We start from the raw sequence: 18748 nt of genomic DNA on the forward strand, positions 1-18748 counted from the left end.
TAATACTGGATCCTTTCTCATACCTGCAAGGCGTCTCTTCTGTACAAATTTTACATCATATCCATTCCGCCGGGAGCTGGCATTGCGGGTGCTTTTTCCTTAATATTAGCAACAACAGACTCTGTTGTCAATAAGGTAGATGCAACACTGGTTGCATTCTGAAGTGCACTTCTTGTTACCTTGGTAGGATCAAGAATACCAGCATCAACCATATCTACATAAGCTTCTTTGTATGCATCAAAACCAGTGCCTACTTTCGCTTCTTTGACTTTATTGATGATAACGCTTCCTTCCAGTCCTGCATTGGCTGCAATGTGGTATAACGGAGCTTCAAGAGCCTTTAAGATGATCTTTCCGCCGGTCTTCTCATCGCCTTCCAGACCATTTACAAGACCTTCAATTTCAGTGATTGCATGGATATAAGCAGAACCGCCGCCTGCAATTACGCCTTCCTCTACTGCTGCTCTTGCTGCAGATAACGCATCTTCCATACGAAGCTTTGCTTCCTTCATCTCTGTCTCTGTTGCAGCACCAACACGGATTACTGCTACGCCGCCAGATAATTTTGCAAGTCTTTCCTGTAATTTTTCTTTATCAAATTCAGAAGTTGTTTCTTCGATCTGGCTCTTAATCTGACCAATTCTTGCATCAATGGCAGCTTTGTCACCAGAACCGTCAACAACAACGGTGTTCTCTTTCTGGATCTTCACTGATTTTGCACGGCCTAACATATCAAGAGTTGCGTTCTTTAATTCGTAACCCAGCTCTTCAGAAATAACTGTACCGCCTGTTAATACTGCGATATCCTGTAACATCTCTTTTCTTCTGTCGCCGTAGCCAGGAGCTTTCACACCAACTACATTAAAGGTTCCTCTTAATTTATTAACAATCAGAGTTGTTAATGCTTCGCCTTCAATATCCTCTGCAATGATAAGAAGTCTTGCGCCGGACTGAACAACCTGCTCTAATAAAGGAAGAATCTCCTGAATGCTGGAAATCTTCTTGTCAGTAATAAGAATATATGGATCGTCAAGATTAGCTTCCATCTTCTCCATATCGGTGCACATGTAAGCGGAAATGTATCCTCTGTCGAACTGCATACCTTCTACAAGGTCCAGTTCTGTCTTCATGGTCTTGGACTCTTCAATGGTGATAACGCCGTTATTGGAAACCTTCTCCATAGCGTCAGCTACCATCTCGCCAACTTCATCATCTGCTGCAGAAATAGCTGCAACTCTTGCGATGGAAGCTTTTCCTTTGATCGGCTCGCTCATCTTTGCAATTGCATCAATGGCTGCCTGGGTAGCTTTTCTCATACCCTTTCTTAAAACGATTGGGTTTGCACCAGCTGCTAAGTTCTTCATACCTTCATTAATCATAGCCTGAGCCAGTACTGTTGCTGTTGTGGTACCGTCACCGGCAACATCATTGGTTTTGGTAGCAACTTCCTTTACAAGCTGTGCACCCATATTCTCAAATGCATCTTCCAGCTCAATCTCTTTTGCAATGGTAACACCATCGTTGGTGATTAACGGTGCTCCAAATGATTTATCAAGTACAACGTTTCTTCCTTTCGGACCTAAGGTTACACGAACGGTATCTGCTAACTGATTCACTCCTGATTCAAGTGCTTTTCTGGCATCTACGCCATATTTAATCTGCTTTGCCATGATTCATTCCTCCAGTTTAAAGTTTAATTTGTGATCTTATATAAGGAAATCACGCCTTTTTATCAAAATCTGCTGTTACCTGCCGGTACTGCGTTTATTATTCAATTACTGCCAGAATATCACTCTGTTTTACAATTACATACTTCTCGTCGTCTTCTCCGGTTTCGATCTCTGTTCCTGAATATTTGGAGAAGATTACTTTATCGCCTGTTTTCACCTGCATGGAAACTTCCTTACCATCTACAAGACCGCCAGGTCCTACTGCGATGACTTCCGCCTGCTGTGGCTTTTCTTTTGCCTGACCCGGCAGAACAATACCGGACTTTGTTGTCTCCTCTGCAACCAATGGTTTTAACACAACTTTGTCAAATAATGGTACTAATTTCATTGCAATTCCTCCTCATAACCTTCTTATTATTTCTTTCTGATTGGCCTTTAGAAAGAAGTTATATTTTATTCACATAATATGTTATATCACTCATTATTAGCACTGTCAATAGTTGAGTGCTAACTTTATATTTTTTTTACAAATTTACCATAATTAAACGGAATGAGCCGTTACTTACATAGTTTATAGAAATTTTCTTATTATATACCTTTATTTTTTTCCGGGTAAGTATTACAATAGGTAAGAGAATGAAAGGAGTGTTTAAAATGGCAAAAAGAGGTAATGGTTTTGGGAAATTCGTGGCACTTGCCACTATCGCCGGTGCTGTTGCCGCCGGCATCTCTTATTTTACAAAATACAAATCCTTCCATAAGGAGCTGGAAGAAAACTTCCATGATTTTGAAGATGACGGGAATGATGACATTTCCAAAATTGACAGTACGATGAACCGCAACTATGTTTCCCTTCATGCAAACAAGGATGAGCTGAAGACAGCAGCCTCCGATATGGCAGATGCAGCAAAAGATGCAGCAAATGCAGCAAAAAATATGATGAAAGATGCGGCTACCATCGTCAGCGATACAGCGAAGGAAGCAGCTTCTGCAGTGGCTGATACAGCCAGGGATATGTTTGATTCTGCAATGGAGAAGGAAGATATAGAAGAGGAAGATATGGATATTACCGAAGACGGTGGTCTTGACTATAACGCTTCTGAATCCGGACAACCTGCTGCAGATGAAGCACCAGAAGATAACACAGATTCCAAAGCTTTAGAATCTTCAGATGATACCACCACCATTGTGGAAGAAGAATTACAATAAATATTCTGCCGTATGCAGGGAAAAGAAGTATATTTTGAAGGACCGCCTCAAAATATACTTCTTTTTTAGTGTTGATATTTTAATGTGCAATCACCTTTGCTGATGGTAAATAAAAAAACAGCAAAAATACTTGACAAACAAAATCTACAGTTGTAAACTTAAGATACAGTCTACAACTGTAGATCATTAAATATTGACAGGCATTAAAAAGGCGTATGAAAGGAGGTGTTTTATTGGCAAACAAAATTTCAAAAATATCAGAATCAGAGTGGGAAGTGATGAAGCTTCTGTGGAAATCAAATCCATTATCATCAGAAGATATCATTCATGGCTTGTCCCCCAAACACAGTTGGTCAGCTCAAACTATAAAGACCTTTATAACCCGGCTTAGTAATAAAGGTGTTATAAGTTACAAAAAGGAAGGCAGACTTTATTATTATTTTCCTTTGTTCTCAAAAGAAGAATACATCAAATATGAAAACAATTCTTTTTTAAAAAGAGTGTATGATGGAGCGCTTGACATGCTTTTAACAAATTTTCTGGCGGAAAAAGAATTATCGGTGGAGGAGTTGGAACAACTTGAAAATATTTTAAAAGATAAAAAACAGAATAAATCTTCAGATTAATCTGAAATCAAAAGGAGGTGAACGATTGTTATGGAATACTTAATCAAAATTTTTTTCAGCTATTTAAGATCAACTTTATCTACCGGCATTTTTATATCATTAGCAATCATATTTTTTAAAGCTTTTGACAAGAAGATTAATGTGAGAGTAAAAAATATAGTATGGATTTTGATTTTAATTAAATTACTAATACCTGTTTCGATACCTGTAAGCATGAATTTGTTTGATGCATTAAGTAATAAATACGCCATGTCTGTACAATCTCAACAGGCTTCTCCTGTAACAGAAAAACCATTAATCACTGATTCAATAATAGCCAGTCAGCCGCCTTTTTTCCCGGGAAACAATATCACCGGGAAAGTAAGTATTGTTAATATGCAAAGGCAAAGCGATATTGCATTCGTTTTTAAAATAGCGGCAGTTGTATGGTTAGATGGAGTAGTTTTATTAAGTCTCTTTTTATTAATTGCACAATATAAGTTCAAAAGTAAAATGAAAAAAAGAACAGATATCTTAGATTCGAAGTCACTGGCTTTAATTCAAGAGCTTAAAGTATTGTTATCTATAAAGTCAGAGATCCCTATCGTAATCAATAATCAGATTAATAGCCCATGTATTTCCGGAATTTTTAAACCTACCATTTATATTCCAGAGTACATCATTAAAGTATGTGATACCCCCCAGCTTTCCCACATTCTTCTTCATGAATTGGTTCATTATAAAAGAAAAGACCTAATTTATAATCTACTCAGTATCATTGCACTTAATATTCATTGGTATAATCCTCTTGTGTGGCTTGCAGTTAAAAAAATGAAACTTTACAGAGAGTGCTGCTGTGATGCGTTTGTTCTTGAAATTCTTGATGAAGAGGAAAGCATTGAATATGGAATGACACTTTTAAACTATTCAAGATTATATTTAAATAGAAATAAATACTCACAATTACCAATCTATTTCGAAACAAAAAATCAAATAAAGGAGCGAATTACAATGATAAAAGGATTTCATAAAGGTTCTTATAAGGTGACAGGTAAGGTGATTTTAAGCTGCGCCATTGCGGCAAGTGTTATATTTACAAATAATCTGGAGGTAAAAGCATTAAATGCGGATAATCTTCTAAAAACAACTAGTTCCGCATTAACTGCTCCGGGGCGAGGCTCCGGCTGGTACCATCAAAATAACAATTGGTATTATAAACAGGTAGTCGATAAGGTAATTGATAATTGGTATGGTATACAGGATAGTACGAATGAGACGGAATACTGGCTATTTGATTCTGGAAAATGGTTCTACTTTGACGGGCAGGGGATCATGGTTAATCATACAACTCTAAAAATTGAGGGAAAAGATTACACATTCAACGAGAATGGCGTCTGTACAAATAAGGTTTATAAAGGCTGGGTGCTGGATGATGGCGATTCAGGCTGGTATTATTTTGATGAGAATGGAATTATGTTAAAAAACACCACTATAGACGAAAATGTATTGGATGAACATGGTAAGTTAGTAAAAGCAAAAGAGCGCAAAACCACAAATGACAAAAGTCAGTATAATGGTTGGTACCAGGAAAATGGCAAGTGGTATTGTAAACTTGATGGAAAAAATATGACAAAGGCCTGGGTTGGCGTTGGTGGTAATACGTACTATTTCGACGAGCAAGGCGTCATGGTAAGTAATACAACAATAAAAGTCGACGATAAGAATTATATATTTGATCAAAATGGCGTGTGTACTAATATTGACGAGAAAAAAGGCTGGAATTACGATGATGGGCAATGGTCTTATTACGATAATAATGGCGTAGCGCTTAAGAATACTACGATAGATGGATACAAACTTGATTCTAATGGAGTTAGGGTTGAATCAGAAAATATTGGTTCAACTGAAGCGTACTACATTCAAGGCGCAGATGGTTCACTGGTTGATCTTCAACTGAAAGATTATTATGTAAGAGATCCGGAATCAACAGACGGGTGGTACAGTAAGGAAGATGCATGGTATCTAAAAAAAGATAACAAAAATATAACTGGTTGGGTGAAACATAATCATGCGTGGGTTTATTTGGATAATCAGGGAAAACTGGTTAAGGATACTACTTTAAAAATTGACGGTAAGGACTATGTGTTTAATTTTGATGGGGTATGTACGAATAAGCTGGATTAATAAAAATTCTATGGGTGAAAGGATTTTAATATAGCGATTAATAAGTGTCATCGGCACTTCAACTCCCCTGCCCCTCAATCTTGAGGGGATCAGGGGTTTCTTTCTGTTTTATTAAGGTTCAATGCAATATTCAAACCCGGCTTCTTCAATCATTTTAATGGTGCTGTCAATGCTTTCACCGCCTGCAGTAAGGTACCCAGAAGCAAATACAGAATCAACCGCATAAAACATCCATTTTTCTTTTCCCTTTAAATAAAGCTCCCTTCCTGCCGCGCACCGGATATCTGATCGGGGATTTAAAAGTCTGGCCAGACAAAGTACTTTTAAGCAGTATTCAGAAGTTAGAATGGCTGTACTCTGATGTTCCAGCGCCGTACCTTTTATGGGTATGAGAAAATTAATGGGGACTGCTTTTGGACTTAAATCCCCAATCTCAAACAGCATGTCCACCACATCTTCCGGCTTTTCTCCTAATCCCACGATTCCGCCGCAGCAAAGTTCAAATCCCATCTCTTTTAACATATTAATATTGGCAATCCGCTGCTCATAGGTGTGGGTTGTGCAGATATTGGGATAATAGTTTCTGCCTGTATTTAAATTATGGTTGATTCTGTCCACACCGGCTTCTTTTAATATCATCGCCTGCTGTTTTGTAAGAAATCCGATGGAACAGCAGACCGGAGTATGACTTTCTTTTTTCAGTTTTTTAATTTCACTGGCAAATGCAACAATCTCCTGGTCAGAAAAACGGATTCCGCTTAATCCGATGCAGTGCCTTGCCAGCTTCTTTTCTTTAACCAGATAACCGTCTTGTAATAGCTTCTCACAGGAGATTAGTTCATAAGTATCAATGTCCGTTTTTGCCTGTCCGGACTGGGCGCAGTAAGCGCAGTTCTGGGAACAGTTACCACTGCGGGCATTGGTAAGCAGGTGTATACTCACCATATTCCCTTTATGCTTCTTTCGCAATGTATAAGCTGCTTCAAGAAGTTTGGGTAGTTCTTCATCCGGCATCAGAAGAATGGACCTGGCATCTTCCTTTGTAAGATTTATGTACGGATCTGTCATTTCTGTCCTCCTCTTATTCTTCATTACCACTGCAAAGTTCTTTGAAATACAGAATATAAACGGCGGACTAAAACGATGGTGATGCATGTCTTTAATAAATCACCCGGCAGAAACGGGATTACGCAAAGACTGAGAGCTGCTGTAAAAGAGGTGTGGGTAATATAGGAAAACCACAGGGTTCCAAATGAGTAAGTAACCAGCCAGCCGGCCAGTATGGACAAAGCAAGGGTTTTAACCGTGCGTTTTCCAAAACGCTCCAAAACCCATCCTGTCACATAAGCTGATACTACATAACCGATAATATATCCGCCCGTAGGTCCCGCTAACCTGGTAAGCCCTCCGTTAAATCCGGAAAATACCGGAAGACCTGCTGCGCCCATCAAAACAAAGGTAAGCTGGCTTAATGCCCCCAGCCTTGATCCCAGTAACCCTGCCGCTAGAAAGGTAGAAAGATGAGCAAAATTAACGGGTACCGGTCCGATGGGGATGGTAATTTGAGACAGGATTGCGGTCAGAGATGCAAACAAAGCACATAACGTAATTTCTTTTGTTTTTGAATTTTTCATGAAAAATCCCCCTGTAGAATGATGTCATTTTTCATCATTATACAAAGGGATTTTTATATTGTCAACCTGATTGTTGTTTCAGGTTAACATTTCATTATTTTTCGTAAAGAAACTTTTCCGGAAGGGTAACTTTAAAATCACGGGCAAGATCTTTAAAGTTCTGTGGTGTGATTGTCTGCAGTTTATCCGGACGTATGGATAAAACCTTTACCAGAATCTCTGCTGATTTCTCAACCGTATGCATCAATCCGAAGGTTAAGTCAAAGTCTTCACCGGAAGCGAAGAGACCATGATGGGCCCATACTGCCACGTCATATTTCTTCATTAACTCACTGGTAGCAACTGCGATATCGCGACCGCCTGGCACCATCCAGCCCACCACACCAACACCACTTGGGAAAACAACGGGGCATTCGGTAGCCATCTCCCATAACTCTCTTGTAAATACACGGTCTTCCAAAGGCAGCACAAAGGTTAATGCAATTACATTAGCCGGATGAGCATGATAAATCACCCGGTGCATACCATTGGTTGCAATCTTCTTCACTTCATGATTCATTAAATGGGAAGGCAGCTCACTGGTAGGGCGTCCTCCGTTTACAAGGCCCCAGCAGATCCTGTAATTTTCTCCGGATTCATCGATTTCTATGATACAGGTGTTTGCAGCCGGATCTAAAATCACATTACGAAAATATTTTCCGCTTCCTGTTACCATAAAATATTCTCCTGCCAGATCCTTAACCGTTGTTCCGATGGGCTGCCAGGAAGTGTTTTGATCTAATTCTTCCTTTACAGACTCCACTTCTTCTGCCTTAATCCGGTAGCTTAAATTTCCTCCGTTTCTTTCATGCCAGTTCTGGTTAAAACCATCGTCACACATACGGATAAAGCCTTTTACAAATTCTGCATCTAATATCTTCATGTTTCTTCTCCTCTATTTGCGGTCTGCCAGCACTTCTTTTTCATATGCGGTAATCTGGCTGAACCAGTCTTCTTTTGCAGGTACTCCGTTTATCTCACAGAAATAATTCCATACATCACCGATCGGGTAGAGCTTTAACTCTTCCTGAAGCATCATAAGCTCTGTGAAATTACGGGATTCCTGTAAAGCAGCCAGCTTCTCATTGGGAAGCAGAAGGGCGTTCAAAAGAGCTTTCTGCATATTTCTCATTCCTACTACCCAGGCGCTTAAACGGTTGATGCTGGCATCAAAAAAGTCCAGAGCCAAAAGGACACGGTCTGCTCCGCCGCGCACAACCTCTTTTGCGATCTCTTTCGTCTCATCGTCAAACAATACCACATGATCACTGTCCCAGCGAACTGGTCTGGTTACATGAAGTGCTACTTTATCAAAAAACAGAAGCATGGAAGAGATCTTATCAGAAACTACCTCCGTCGGATGATAATGTCCACTGTCTAACAGGCAGAGAATATCATTCTTTGATGCATAGTTCATATAAAATTCATGGGAGCCTACGGTACAGCTTTCCATACCAATGCCAAATACCTTTGATTCCACTGCGACAAATACCTTAGACTTATCGTAATCCATGGAAAGAATCTGGTCAAGGGAATCTTTTAATCTCGCTCTTGGTGAGGTACGGTCGGCAGGAATGTCCTTAAATCCGTCTGGAATCCAGATATTCATGGTACAGGGTGTACCTAACTCTTCGGCAAAATACTGGGAAATGCGGATGCACGCCTGTACATGGCGGATCCAGAATGCCCTTATTTCAGGATCTTCGCTTGATAAGGTGGCATGCTCTGCTTTTGAATGGGAAAATAAGGTAGGATTAAAATCAATACCAATTCCTCTCTCTTTCGCAAATTCCACCCATTTTGCAAAATGCTTTGGTTCCAGCTTATCCCGGTCAGCCCATTCTCCCTCTTCAAAGACTGCGTAGCTTGCATGAAGATTGATTCTGTGTTTTCCAGGAATCAGGCTCAGCGCCTTGTCCATATCTGCCATCAGTTCTTTGGAATTGCGTGCCCGTCCCGGATAATTTCCGGTGGTCTGGATTCCTCCTGATAATGCACCGGCTCCGTCAAATCCGGTTACGTCATCACCCTGCCAGCAGTGCATGGAGATGGGGATCTGTTTCAGTGCAAGAAGTACCTGGTCTGTATCAACGCCTACTGCTTTATATGATTCCCTTGCTGCTTCATATCTTTCTTTGATTGTCATATTTATTTCTTCCTTTCTTTTTTTTCAGTCTAAATGGAATACCGGTTTTAATCCGTCTGAAACAGGGCTGTTGTCAGGATTAGTTTTCATAATGTCCGCCATATAATCCCACCATTTCCGGTTAATGGGTGTATCTGCAGATTTCGCCCATTTCTCTTCCTCTTCTATTTCAATATAGCCATAAAGCACATTGGTTTCTTCATCTAAAAATATGGAATAATTATGTCCGCCGCATTCATGAATCATTTCTTTCATTTCCGGCCAAAGCAGATTGTGGCGTCTCTCATATTCCTCCGCCATGCCTTCATTTAAATACATTTTAAATGATTTTCTGATCATATCGTTCCTCTCCTATTCACAGCCGATTACAGCGGCTTATATTCTTTTACAGCAAATGACTGGTATACTGCTTCTCTTGCTGTTTTTAAATCTTCAAATTCTCCGTATGAAATCATCTGAGCCAGCAGATTTCCAATTGCAGTGGCTTCTCCCGGTCCGGCATAAACCGTTTTCCCCGTCTGTTTTGCAGTTAATTCATTTAGGTAAGCTGCATTGGAACCGCCTCCCACCACATGAAGACTGGAATATGTTTTTCCTGTAATGGACTGAAGCTCTTTGGTTGTCTCTTTATAGCATACAGCAAGATTGTTATAAATCACCGCCGCAATTTCTCCTGCACTTTTTGGTACAGGCTGGTTATTTCTATGGCAGAACTCAGCAACCGCATTTATCATACTCTCAGGAGCCAGAAAGCAGTTATCGTTACAGTCAACCAGAGACGGGATACTTTCCTTTGATGCAAGCTCACACAGTTCTGCGAAGGAATAAATTTCACCCCTCTCAGCCAGCTCTTTTTTCACTGACTGTATCATCCAAAGTCCCATAATATTTTTTAAATACCGATAACGGAATTCATAACCGCCTTCGTTGGTAAAATTAGCTTCCATACTTTTGATGGAACAGTCGGCAGCCGGAAGTTCGGTTCCCATAAGCGACCAGGTTCCTGAGCTGATGTATAGTATGTCCTCCTGAAGTTCTTCTCTTCCCGGAACTTTAGGAACAGCCATTACCGCAGAACCGGTATCATGGGTGGCAGGTAATACCACAGTACAGGAAAATCCCACCTCTTTTATAATATCCTCAGTGAACTGGCCTACCTTTGTTCCAGGCATGGAAAGGGGTCTAAATAACTTCTCCGGATAGGAAAGCATACGAATCAGTTCATAATCCCAATCCTCAGTTACAGGGCTGACCAGCTGGGTAGTGGTAGCATTGGTATACTCCTGCTTCTTTTCTCCTGTCAGCAGAAAATGAAAGTAATCTGGAATCATAAGAAGCGATTCTGCTCTCTTAAGAAGATCTGGTTCTTTCTCTTTAACAGCCATCAGCTGATAAATTGTGTTAAAGATCTGTTTTTGAATTCCTGTTCTCTTATATAAATCATTCTGTGAAATGATTTCATATACCTTTTCATCCATTCCCGTTGTTCTGTCATCCCGGTATCCTGCTGCCCTTCCAAGAATTTTATTCTCCTCATCAAGAAGAACAAAATCCACTGCCCAGGTGTCAATGCCCATGCTGACGGGTATCTTACCAAGTTTTTTACACTGCTTCAGTCCCTCTTTTATTTCAGCAAATAAGGACTCCACATCCCAGGATAAATGACCATTCTCCTGCCTCATTCCATTGTCAAAACGGTAAATCTCTTCCAGAATTATCTTGTTGTCCTTTACAGTACCGAGTATATGACGACCGCTGGAGGCTCCTATGTCTACCGCAAGATAATATTTTTCCATACGCACCACACTCTTTCATTATTATTGCCCATGCTCTCTGGGCATAAAGGGATACCCACATTTCTATTTATATCATAACGGATATTTAAATAAAAAATAAGGACGCTGTTTAATTAAAACTACGTCCTTATTTGCACTTTCTTTTATAGTTACTAGAAAATATTAAATAGATTAACACGTAATATAGTCGTAAGTTTGGGTATAATCGCCGTATACACGTCGTCTGCAATTATGGTATAATATAAATATCAAAGGTGTGGTTTGCTTTACGGGTACGTGAGTCCGGTTTTAGTGAACTGCATTTTTTATTTTATTAGAAAGAGGTGAGATATTATGAACATAGGTGATGTCTTTATATACGGAAGTCATGGTATTTGTGAGGTTACCGGATTACAGGATATGTGTATGGATGAAAAAATCAGCCAATATTATGTACTCAAACCTGTTTACCATGCTGCCGCTACAGTATACATTTCATCTATTAGCAGCAGAAGAAAAACTGAAATTCGCCACATTCTCTCTGCCGATGAAATTTTCTCTCTACTAAAAAAAATGCCGGATAAAGATCACATTTGGAATAATGATAATCGTAAGCGAAAAGAATTATACCGCCAGATTCTTGCAGATGGTAACCATTACGAACTTGTAAAAATGGTAAAAACTTTACGTTGGCACAAACAAGAGATAAAAAACACGAATAAAAATAATAAACTACAGATCTCCGATGAAGACTTTCTTAAGGATGCTGAAAAAGCGCTTTGCGAGGAGTTTGCTTATGTATTGAACATCAAGCGTGAAGAGGTTATTCCGTTTATTTATGAACAGTGATGTTAACCCATTTTACATGTTACCCGTAAACTCCCGACTATTCAATTTTTTATTTTTTCTTGACATACTCAAATTATCGTGTTATACTTCAAATAGTATTTTAATAAAGTCTTGATTTCGCATATATACGTAAGTCATTATTCTATTGATGATTTACGCATATGTGCGATTTTTAGTTTTATCAAATATAATTATAATTTAAGGAGGTATCTTTAATGAATAAAGGTACAGTAAAATGGTTTAATGCGCAAAAGGGATTTGGTTTTATCAGCGACGAGAAGGGTAACGATATTTTCGTTCATTTCTCAGGTCTCGCTATGGACGGTTATAAGTCATTAGATGACGGACAGTCTGTAACATTTGATGTTACAGAGGGTAATCGTGGGTTACAAGCTGTAAACGTTAACCTCGCATAAACATTAAAAAGACTGCTTTCGAGTGGTCTTTTTTTAATTTATATCAACAGTTTTCTTCATTGCCTCCATAAGATTGATGATGGGGCATAGTAAGTGCGAGACACGCTGACAGCGTACCTACGGTTAATAGTTTTCTCATAAATCCTCCAAAAGTTTGTCAATTTAGGGAACACAAGCGTGGCAATGAAAGGGCAGGAAAATAGCGGTTGCTCTCTTGATTTTGATATACAGATATGTTATATTAGAATCACAAAAGGAACACCCCCCTCCACAAGGGGTTGGCCATGAATAAGATAGAAAATTCCACCCTCAAACACGTCCAATGTTTTACAAGGGTGGTTTTCTATGCCTGTTTCCAGGACTTTATAGAAAAACGCTACTTACAATTATAAAAAATAAAGGTAAGTAATGCTAAAATGAACATACCAAAGGCCATAAGGTCTTTAAAGTCATATTTCATCCGCACCACCTCCTATCTATGTATAGATAGAAGGCCAACGCCCTTGCAGTGATACGATCCATGCCCAGACAAAGACAAATTATAATAATCTACCACAATACAAAACGTCACGGAATACTGAAATTCAGTTTTTCCGTGACGCTTGATTATTTTTTCAATACCATTTTGCATAAATAAGAATTACCAGCTTAAGCATAGATAAATTAGCGTCCTTATTCGCATTCTCACCCAATTGCTTTTAAACTTCCTACTCAGCCTTGGAAGAAATAAGTAATTCCTTTAAATCCATAATAGACATTTCGTGCTCGTCCAGTATTGTGGATACTTCCTTAAACTGTTCCAGCTTTATTTTATCCTGAATCTCTTTTTCCTTTTCATCCAGTGTAATAAGACTTTCCTTATACTGCTTGATGGATTCCTGAACTTCCGTTAACTCTTCCTGAAGTTTCTCAAGCGCTGTTTTTCTGACTCCTCTTGGCATACTGGTCCTCTCCTTTACAGATATTAATTAATTAACCATATATAACCAAGTATATGCAGAATTGTTTTTCATTATTACAAAAATACAAGTTATTAATAAATTATCTTTGTTTTCTTTTCTTCATTATTAAAGTATCACTTTCGGTTTATCATCCTTAACAAAGAAGAAAAGGGATACTCCTTAATACTGTTATCTCTTCCCATCGGGAAATGGCAGCGTTACATTCTTATCCCTGTATTCTTTTGGAGACATGCCGTAGTAATTCCGGAAAATACGATGAAAATAACTGGTATTGTCATATCCTACTGCAATGGATATATCCGTGATAGAGAGTCTGGTATTCAGAAGAAGAAAGGAAGCCTGATTCAGCCGCTTAATCTGAATGAGTTCCTTAAATGTCCGGCCGGTGAGACGTTTTACTGCTCTGCTCAGCCAGTAAATATTGTAGTTTAAGCTGGCTGCAAGTTCTGTCAGTTCCCCGTCTTTATAATTTTCATCGATAAATTTTAAAACCTGAAAAGTCAACTTCTGGTCAAAACTTTCTGATGTATGGCTGATCTTATCGGTGTAGTGCATGAGCTGAAGAAATAAAAGCCCCATTGTAACCTGATTGATACTTCTTTTATTTGGCTGGTCATTGAGCAGAGTCCATACCATATTTTCCACCAGATTCTGTACTGGAAGAACGTCTGCCACCTGAAAATGCAGGTAACTGGCATAGCGTGGATCAAAGCAAAGACTGCCTACCAGAAAATCTCTTAAAAGGTTCTTCTCCTCTCCCATCATCTGAAAGGCAGTATCAAAAAACTCTGGAAGAATGATAAAGTTAACGGCAATATCTCCCTCACCTGCAGGAAGTATTTCCTGTGTCGCATGCTGATTTAAAAACAGCAGTTCCCCGGTTTTTAATACTACTTCTTCTCCGTCAATCCGGTGGGTGGTCTCTCCCTGGCACATATAAATTACTTCTATATAATTATGTTTATGTCTTGGGAAATGGACAAATCTGGTATGAGGCCTGATGCGGATCATTTTACCATGCTCTAACATCTTTCTGCTGTCAATCACCAGCTCCTGGCTCTCTGTATACCGCTTCCGGTCGATTTCCGTTCTGCCGTTTATGATCTCCCGTTCCTCCTCAGTGATCACTGCAAGACGGTTTATAATCTCCTGATTCACTGACTGGTGCCTCCTCCCTCCATTTGGGAAAACGAAATTAAGTTTCTCCATCGATCCTCACCTATGGCTCGTTCACTAAGAGCATAGGCGTGGTCCTTTTCCCCATTGGCAAGGAGTTTATAAATCACTGCACCCTTTGCATCTGTTTCTTTGATCCAACGGTCATTTAATACAATCACTCCGTCTTTCGTCTGAAACTGCCACACAGCGGTCTCCCCCTGCCTGTTGGTACTGGAATAAGTGATGTCTCCCTGCATGAGGTCATCCTGAAACATTCCGTTTTTAGAAGTTTTAACAGTAATGTCCTGTGTAACCCCATCGTAATAACGGTAACCGCATTCACCGTTGCCGTTCATCTTTCCATTCTTCCAGCTTCCATAGGAATAATCATATCGTTTGCCTTCTTCCAGACTAAGGACTGAGATGGCCGAAACAGTTCCTTCCGGCATTCCATTTTTAAAATCCCCATAAAATACGACAGTGGGCTTTAAAAATACGATTCCTGTTCCATCCTTGATTTCACGTCTCAACATCCCTTCTGAATACATACAGGGAAATTCAGCAATGGAATCACCATTTGCTTCTACTAACCTTGCAGCTCCTTCCAGATCCCCGTCTTTCAATCTGCCGCCCAGCCCTTCTAAAAATTCACGATTGGCCGCAGTCAGTGAAATTCCCGTATCCGCCATTTCTGTAACCGCCGTTTCCGGTGGTATATTTTTTTCCTGAATCTGAGATAACTCCGTCTTCTTAAGCGGTTTATCCTTATTCTGTACTTCCTTACTGTTTCTAATAGTTCCTGCCACACTTAAAAGAAGCATCAACAGGGATACCAGAGCAATGGTGACGCCAATTCTTATATTTTCTTCTCTTCTGGCTTTATTTCCATCATAATTCACGAACTTCCCCCCTTACTGCCGTCAACCGACCAGGCTTCTTCTAAAAGAGCAATCCCTTTTTGTATTTCCGTCTCAGTCAAATTTGCAAATCCAAGAATAACCGTAGGTGGATATTTGTTATGCTCCTTATGAATAAAGGATCCGGACAAACCATATACTTTTACGTTTTTCTTCTCTGCTCTTAAGACCAGTTCTTCCTCGCTTCTTCCCTTCCGGTCTGTCAGCAGCAGATGCAGTCCCGCATGTTCTCCCCCAATTAAAAACTGATCTTCAAAGGACTTTAAACCGGCAGTTAACACATCGTGCTTGGACTTATAAACGGCTCTCATCCGGTTTAAATGACGCTCATAATGTCCCTCTGACAGGAACTGATACAATATGTTCTGATCTATTCTTGATACCGTGGAAGCATAGAAACTGATCCGTTTCTGATAAATCTGGTACAGAGGGATGGGTAACACCACGTAACTGACACGGATGGCGGGAGCAATGGATTTGGAGAAGGTGCCGCAGTAAATCACCCGCTCCCTGTCATCCATACCCTGCAGGGCAGGAATCGGCTTTCCCTTATAACGGAACTCACTGTCGTAATCATCCTCAATTAAATACCGGTTCTCCTGTTGGTACGCCCATGCAAGCAGCTCCTGCCTTCGTTTTACCGGCATAATAATACCAGTGGGATACTGATGAGAGGGCATGACATAGGCAATATCTGCACCGCTTTTTTCAAGCAGCGAGACGTCCATTCCAGACTGATCCATATCGACTGGTACCACCTGATACTGCAAACTGTCAAACACCCGGTATGCCTGTCTGTAAGTGGGATTTTCCATGGCAATGGTTCTGTCCCTTCCCAGTATCTGAGACAGAAGCATCAGAAGATATTCGCTTCCTGCACCTACAATGATTTGTTCCGGGAGACAGTTGACTCCTCTGGCAGAATGAAGGTAGGAACGGATTGCTTCCCGAAACAGGTACTCCCCCTGGGGATCTCCTGCTGCGAAGATCTCTCTGTTATCATCGATCAGCGTATTTTTTGATATCCGCCTCCATGTATTAAAGGGAAAATTACAAAGATCAATCCCTCTTGGGGAAAAATCCACGTCCCACTTCTTTTTCTCCCCTACTTCCTCTTTTGCAGCAGTAAAAAAAGAGGGCTGGCTTTTTAAAGTCTCCTGTCCGGTATGAATGAGTCCGTCGATTTTCAATACAAAATAACCACGGCAGGGAACCGACTCAATATAGCCTTCTGATAAAAGCTGCTCGTAGGCCATCTGGGTGGTACTCCTGCTGACTTTTAAATGCTCCGCCAAAAGTCTGGTGGAGGGGAGGCGAACTGCAGGCTTTAGATTGCCTTTTACAATTTCATTCTTAATGTAATTGTAAATCTGGCTGTAATAAGGCCAGCCTGGCTGGTTCTTTAAAGGTATCATCAGTTCCATGGTAACAACAATCCTCCTTTACCGGATAGGAAAAAATGCCGCACGTCCCTTATCTTGCGGTCATGCGGCATTTTTGTTCAGCTGTACTATTTTCCAATTTTAAAAGAACTCTTTAAGGATACGATCCGGTTGAATACCAGATGCTCCGGTGTGCTGTCCTTGCAGTCAACACAGAAGAAGCCGTTTCTTACAAACTGGTAGCTGTCATATGCCCTTGCTCCTTCAAAGCTGGGCTCCACATAACAGTTCTTTAAAACAGTCAGGGAATTGGGATTTAAGTTTAAGCTTCCGTCTTCGTTTAACTTTCCTTTTTCTTCGTCCACGATGTTCTCATATAAGCGGCACTCCACCTTCTGTGCAGTTGAAGCAGCTACCCAGTGAATGGTTCCTTTCACTTTTCTGCCCTCAAATCCGGAACCACTCTTTGTCTCCGGGTCATACGTGCAGTGAACAACCGTAACATTGCCGTTCTCATCTTTTTCGCAGCCGGTACAGGTCACAAAATAAGCGTTCATGAGGCGGACTTCATTGCCTGGGAATAAACGGAAGTACTTTTTAATGGGCTCTTCCATAAAATCTTCCCGCTCGATGTAAAGTTCTTTTCCAAATGGAACTTTTCTCTCACCCAGTTCCGGATTCTCCAGGTTATTGGCTACATCAAGATACTCTGTGGTATCTTCCGGATAATTATCAATTACCAGCTTGATGGGGTCTAAAATCGCCATCATTCTGGGTCTTTTCAGTTTTAAATCTTCCCTGATGCAGTACTCTAACATCGCGTAGTCAACAGAGCTGTTTGCCTTGGAAACACCTACTAAATCAACAAACATACGAAGGGATTCCGGCGTATAGCCTCTTCTTCTTAATGCTGCGATAGATACCAGTCTTGGATCTTCCCAACCGTCAACGATGTTATCCTCAACAAGCTTTTTGATGTAACGCTTTCCAGTTACCACATTGGTCAGATAAAGCTTTGCAAATTCGATCTGACGGGGAGGATTTTCAAATTCACACTCTTTTACTACCCAGTCATAAAGCGGTCTGTGATCTTCAAATTCCAGGGTACAGATGGAGTGGGTAATATGTTCAATGGCATCTTCAATTGGATGTGCAAAATCATACATGGGGTAGATACACCATGTATCCCCGGTGTTATGATGGGTCATACGTGCCACACGGTAGATAACCGGATCACGCATGTTGATGTTGGGAGATGACATATCAATTCTGGCTCTTAACACTTTTTCGCCGTCTTTGTATTTACCGTCCTTCATCTCTTCAAACATCTTTAGGTTCTCTTCCACACTCCGGTTTCTGTAAGGGCTCTCCTTACCAGGAGTCTTAAAATCCCCACGGTACTCCCTTATTTCATCAGCCGTTAAATCACAGACAAATGCCTTTCCCTTCTTGATTAAAAGAACGGCACAGTCGTACATCTCCTGAAAGTAGTTGGAAGCAAAGTAAAGTCTGTCATCAAATTCTGCTCCCAGCCATTTCACATCTTCAATAATAGATTCCACGAATTCCGTCTTTTCTTTTGTCGGGTTTGTATCATCAAAACGGAGGTTGAATTTTCCGCCATACTTTTTAGCCAGGCCATAGTTTAACAGGATGGATTTGGCATGTCCAATATGCAGATAACCGTTTGGCTCCGGCGGAAATCTGGTCTGCACATGGTTATAAACGCCTTCTGAAAGATCCTTGTCTATCTCCTGTTCAATAAAGTTTTTAGAAATTATTTCTTCTTTGTTATCTTCCAT

General features: G+C 40.3%; 18 protein-coding genes. 5 read left to right on the forward strand and 13 right to left on the reverse strand.

Features of this window, described 5'->3' with window-relative positions; all coding sequences use genetic code 11:
- Positions 1-50: 50 nt before the first annotated feature.
- Positions 51-1670, reverse strand: a complete 1620-nt coding sequence (gene groL, locus BXY41_RS09165) for a chaperonin GroEL (RefSeq protein WP_104436523.1) — start codon at positions 1668-1670, stop codon at positions 51-53.
- A gap of 97 nt (positions 1671-1767) precedes the next feature.
- Positions 1768-2058: a co-chaperone GroES gene (locus BXY41_RS09170; protein WP_097005136.1), complete on the reverse strand. Its 291-nt coding sequence runs from the start codon at positions 2056-2058 to the stop codon at positions 1768-1770.
- Positions 2059-2324: 266 nt separating this feature from the next.
- On the opposite strand from BXY41_RS09170, the gene BXY41_RS09175 reads away from it, so the two are divergent.
- The 3 genes from BXY41_RS09175 to BXY41_RS09185 all read left to right on the forward strand — a co-directional run bounded on the left by BXY41_RS09175 (position 2325) and on the right by BXY41_RS09185 (position 5668).
- A complete protein-coding gene (locus tag BXY41_RS09175; protein WP_242980130.1) occupies positions 2325-2879 on the forward strand; it encodes a hypothetical protein in 555 nt (184 codons plus the stop codon).
- A 233-nt stretch (positions 2880-3112) separates the two neighbouring features.
- On the forward strand, positions 3113-3505 hold the full coding sequence (locus tag BXY41_RS09180; protein ID WP_278321416.1) for a BlaI/MecI/CopY family transcriptional regulator: 393 nt from the start codon (positions 3113-3115) through the stop codon (positions 3503-3505).
- Positions 3506-3535: 30 nt separating this feature from the next.
- Positions 3536-5668, forward strand: a complete 2133-nt coding sequence (locus tag BXY41_RS09185; RefSeq protein ID WP_104436525.1) for a M56 family metallopeptidase — start codon at positions 3536-3538, stop codon at positions 5666-5668.
- A gap of 111 nt (positions 5669-5779) precedes the next feature.
- Here BXY41_RS09185 and bioB read toward each other — a convergent pair whose 3' ends face one another.
- From bioB to rhaB, 6 genes are all read right to left on the reverse strand, one after another.
- Positions 5780-6736, reverse strand: coding sequence for a biotin synthase BioB (gene bioB, locus BXY41_RS09190; protein ID WP_341457823.1), 957 nt, complete (start codon positions 6734-6736; stop codon positions 5780-5782).
- 23 nt (positions 6737-6759) lie between these two features.
- On the reverse strand, positions 6760-7302 hold the full coding sequence (locus tag BXY41_RS09195) for a biotin transporter BioY (protein WP_104436527.1): 543 nt from the start codon (positions 7300-7302) through the stop codon (positions 6760-6762).
- A 94-nt stretch (positions 7303-7396) separates the two neighbouring features.
- A complete protein-coding gene (gene rhaD / locus BXY41_RS09200) occupies positions 7397-8224 on the reverse strand; it encodes a rhamnulose-1-phosphate aldolase (protein ID WP_104436528.1) in 828 nt (275 codons plus the stop codon).
- A gap of 12 nt (positions 8225-8236) precedes the next feature.
- Positions 8237-9487, reverse strand: coding sequence for an L-rhamnose isomerase (locus BXY41_RS09205; RefSeq protein ID WP_104436529.1), 1251 nt, complete (start codon positions 9485-9487; stop codon positions 8237-8239).
- A gap of 24 nt (positions 9488-9511) precedes the next feature.
- Positions 9512-9826 carry an L-rhamnose mutarotase gene (rhaM, locus tag BXY41_RS09210; RefSeq protein WP_104436530.1) on the reverse strand — a complete coding sequence of 105 codons (315 nt, stop codon included), beginning with the start codon at positions 9824-9826 and terminating at the stop codon, positions 9512-9514.
- Between the two features lie 26 nt (positions 9827-9852).
- The gene (rhaB, locus tag BXY41_RS09215; protein WP_104436531.1) at positions 9853-11283 is read right to left on the reverse strand and encodes a rhamnulokinase; all 1431 of its coding nucleotides are present in this window, start codon (positions 11281-11283) and stop codon (positions 9853-9855) included.
- Between the two features lie 333 nt (positions 11284-11616).
- Here rhaB and BXY41_RS09220 point away from each other — a divergent pair, with 333 nt between their 5' ends.
- Together BXY41_RS09220 and BXY41_RS09225 are read left to right on the forward strand one after the other, a co-directional pair.
- On the forward strand, positions 11617-12111 hold the full coding sequence (locus BXY41_RS09220; RefSeq protein ID WP_242980132.1) for a CarD family transcriptional regulator: 495 nt from the start codon (positions 11617-11619) through the stop codon (positions 12109-12111).
- Between the two features lie 215 nt (positions 12112-12326).
- Positions 12327-12527: a cold-shock protein gene (locus BXY41_RS09225; protein ID WP_104436533.1), complete on the forward strand. Its 201-nt coding sequence runs from the start codon at positions 12327-12329 to the stop codon at positions 12525-12527.
- Between the two features lie 707 nt (positions 12528-13234).
- Here BXY41_RS09225 and BXY41_RS09230 read toward each other — a convergent pair.
- The 5 genes from BXY41_RS09230 to BXY41_RS09250 all read right to left on the reverse strand — a co-directional run bounded on the left by BXY41_RS09230 (position 13235) and on the right by BXY41_RS09250 (position 18748).
- Entirely contained in the window at positions 13235-13468 is a 234-nt protein-coding gene (locus BXY41_RS09230) for a hypothetical protein (protein WP_104436534.1), read from the reverse strand.
- Between the two features lie 189 nt (positions 13469-13657).
- Positions 13658-14647 (reverse strand): AraC family transcriptional regulator, encoded by a 990-nt coding sequence (locus tag BXY41_RS09235; protein WP_104436535.1) that lies wholly within the window; start codon positions 14645-14647, stop codon positions 13658-13660.
- Positions 14644-15546, reverse strand: a complete 903-nt coding sequence (locus BXY41_RS09240; RefSeq protein ID WP_104436536.1) for an MORN repeat-containing protein — start codon at positions 15544-15546, stop codon at positions 14644-14646. The genes BXY41_RS09235 and BXY41_RS09240 overlap by 4 nt, the downstream gene beginning before the upstream one ends.
- Entirely contained in the window at positions 15543-16988 is a 1446-nt protein-coding gene (gene pdxR / locus BXY41_RS09245; protein ID WP_104436537.1) for a MocR-like pyridoxine biosynthesis transcription factor PdxR, read from the reverse strand. Before pdxR ends, BXY41_RS09240 begins: the two co-directional genes overlap by 4 nt.
- A gap of 86 nt (positions 16989-17074) precedes the next feature.
- A complete protein-coding gene (locus BXY41_RS09250) occupies positions 17075-18748 on the reverse strand; it encodes a glutamine--tRNA ligase/YqeY domain fusion protein (RefSeq protein WP_104436538.1) in 1674 nt (557 codons plus the stop codon).

It is taken from the genome of Lacrimispora xylanisolvens (assembly GCF_002934545.1).
In the GTDB taxonomy this organism is placed as follows: Bacteria; Bacillota; Clostridia; order Lachnospirales; family Lachnospiraceae; genus Lacrimispora; species Lacrimispora xylanisolvens.

Coding starts and splice junctions, on each gene's coding strand:
- BXY41_RS09185 (WP_104436525.1), top strand. CDS start 3,536: ATGGAATACTTAATCAAAATTTTTTTCAGCTATTTAAGATCAACTTTA.
- BXY41_RS09225 (WP_104436533.1), top strand. CDS start 12,327: ATGAATAAAGGTACAGTAAAATGGTTTAATGCGCAAAAGGGATTTGGT.
- BXY41_RS09205 (WP_104436529.1), bottom strand. CDS start 9,487: ATGACAATCAAAGAAAGATATGAAGCAGCAAGGGAATCATATAAAGCA.
- rhaM (WP_104436530.1), bottom strand. CDS start 9,826: ATGATCAGAAAATCATTTAAAATGTATTTAAATGAAGGCATGGCGGAG.
- rhaD (WP_104436528.1), bottom strand. CDS start 8,224: ATGAAGATATTAGATGCAGAATTTGTAAAAGGCTTTATCCGTATGTGT.
- BXY41_RS09220 (WP_242980132.1), top strand. CDS start 11,617: ATGAACATAGGTGATGTCTTTATATACGGAAGTCATGGTATTTGTGAG.
- pdxR (WP_104436537.1), bottom strand. CDS start 16,988: ATGGAACTGATGATACCTTTAAAGAACCAGCCAGGCTGGCCTTATTAC.
- BXY41_RS09230 (WP_104436534.1), bottom strand. CDS start 13,468: ATGCCAAGAGGAGTCAGAAAAACAGCGCTTGAGAAACTTCAGGAAGAG.
- groL (WP_104436523.1), bottom strand. CDS start 1,670: ATGGCAAAGCAGATTAAATATGGCGTAGATGCCAGAAAAGCACTTGAA.
- rhaB (WP_104436531.1), bottom strand. CDS start 11,283: ATGGAAAAATATTATCTTGCGGTAGACATAGGAGCCTCCAGCGGTCGT.
- BXY41_RS09195 (WP_104436527.1), bottom strand. CDS start 7,302: ATGAAAAATTCAAAAACAAAAGAAATTACGTTATGTGCTTTGTTTGCA.
- BXY41_RS09175 (WP_242980130.1), top strand. CDS start 2,325: ATGGCAAAAAGAGGTAATGGTTTTGGGAAATTCGTGGCACTTGCCACT.
- BXY41_RS09250 (WP_104436538.1), bottom strand. CDS start 18,748: ATGGAAGATAACAAAGAAGAAATAATTTCTAAAAACTTTATTGAACAG.
- BXY41_RS09170 (WP_097005136.1), bottom strand. CDS start 2,058: ATGAAATTAGTACCATTATTTGACAAAGTTGTGTTAAAACCATTGGTT.
- bioB (WP_341457823.1), bottom strand. CDS start 6,736: ATGACAGATCCGTACATAAATCTTACAAAGGAAGATGCCAGGTCCATT.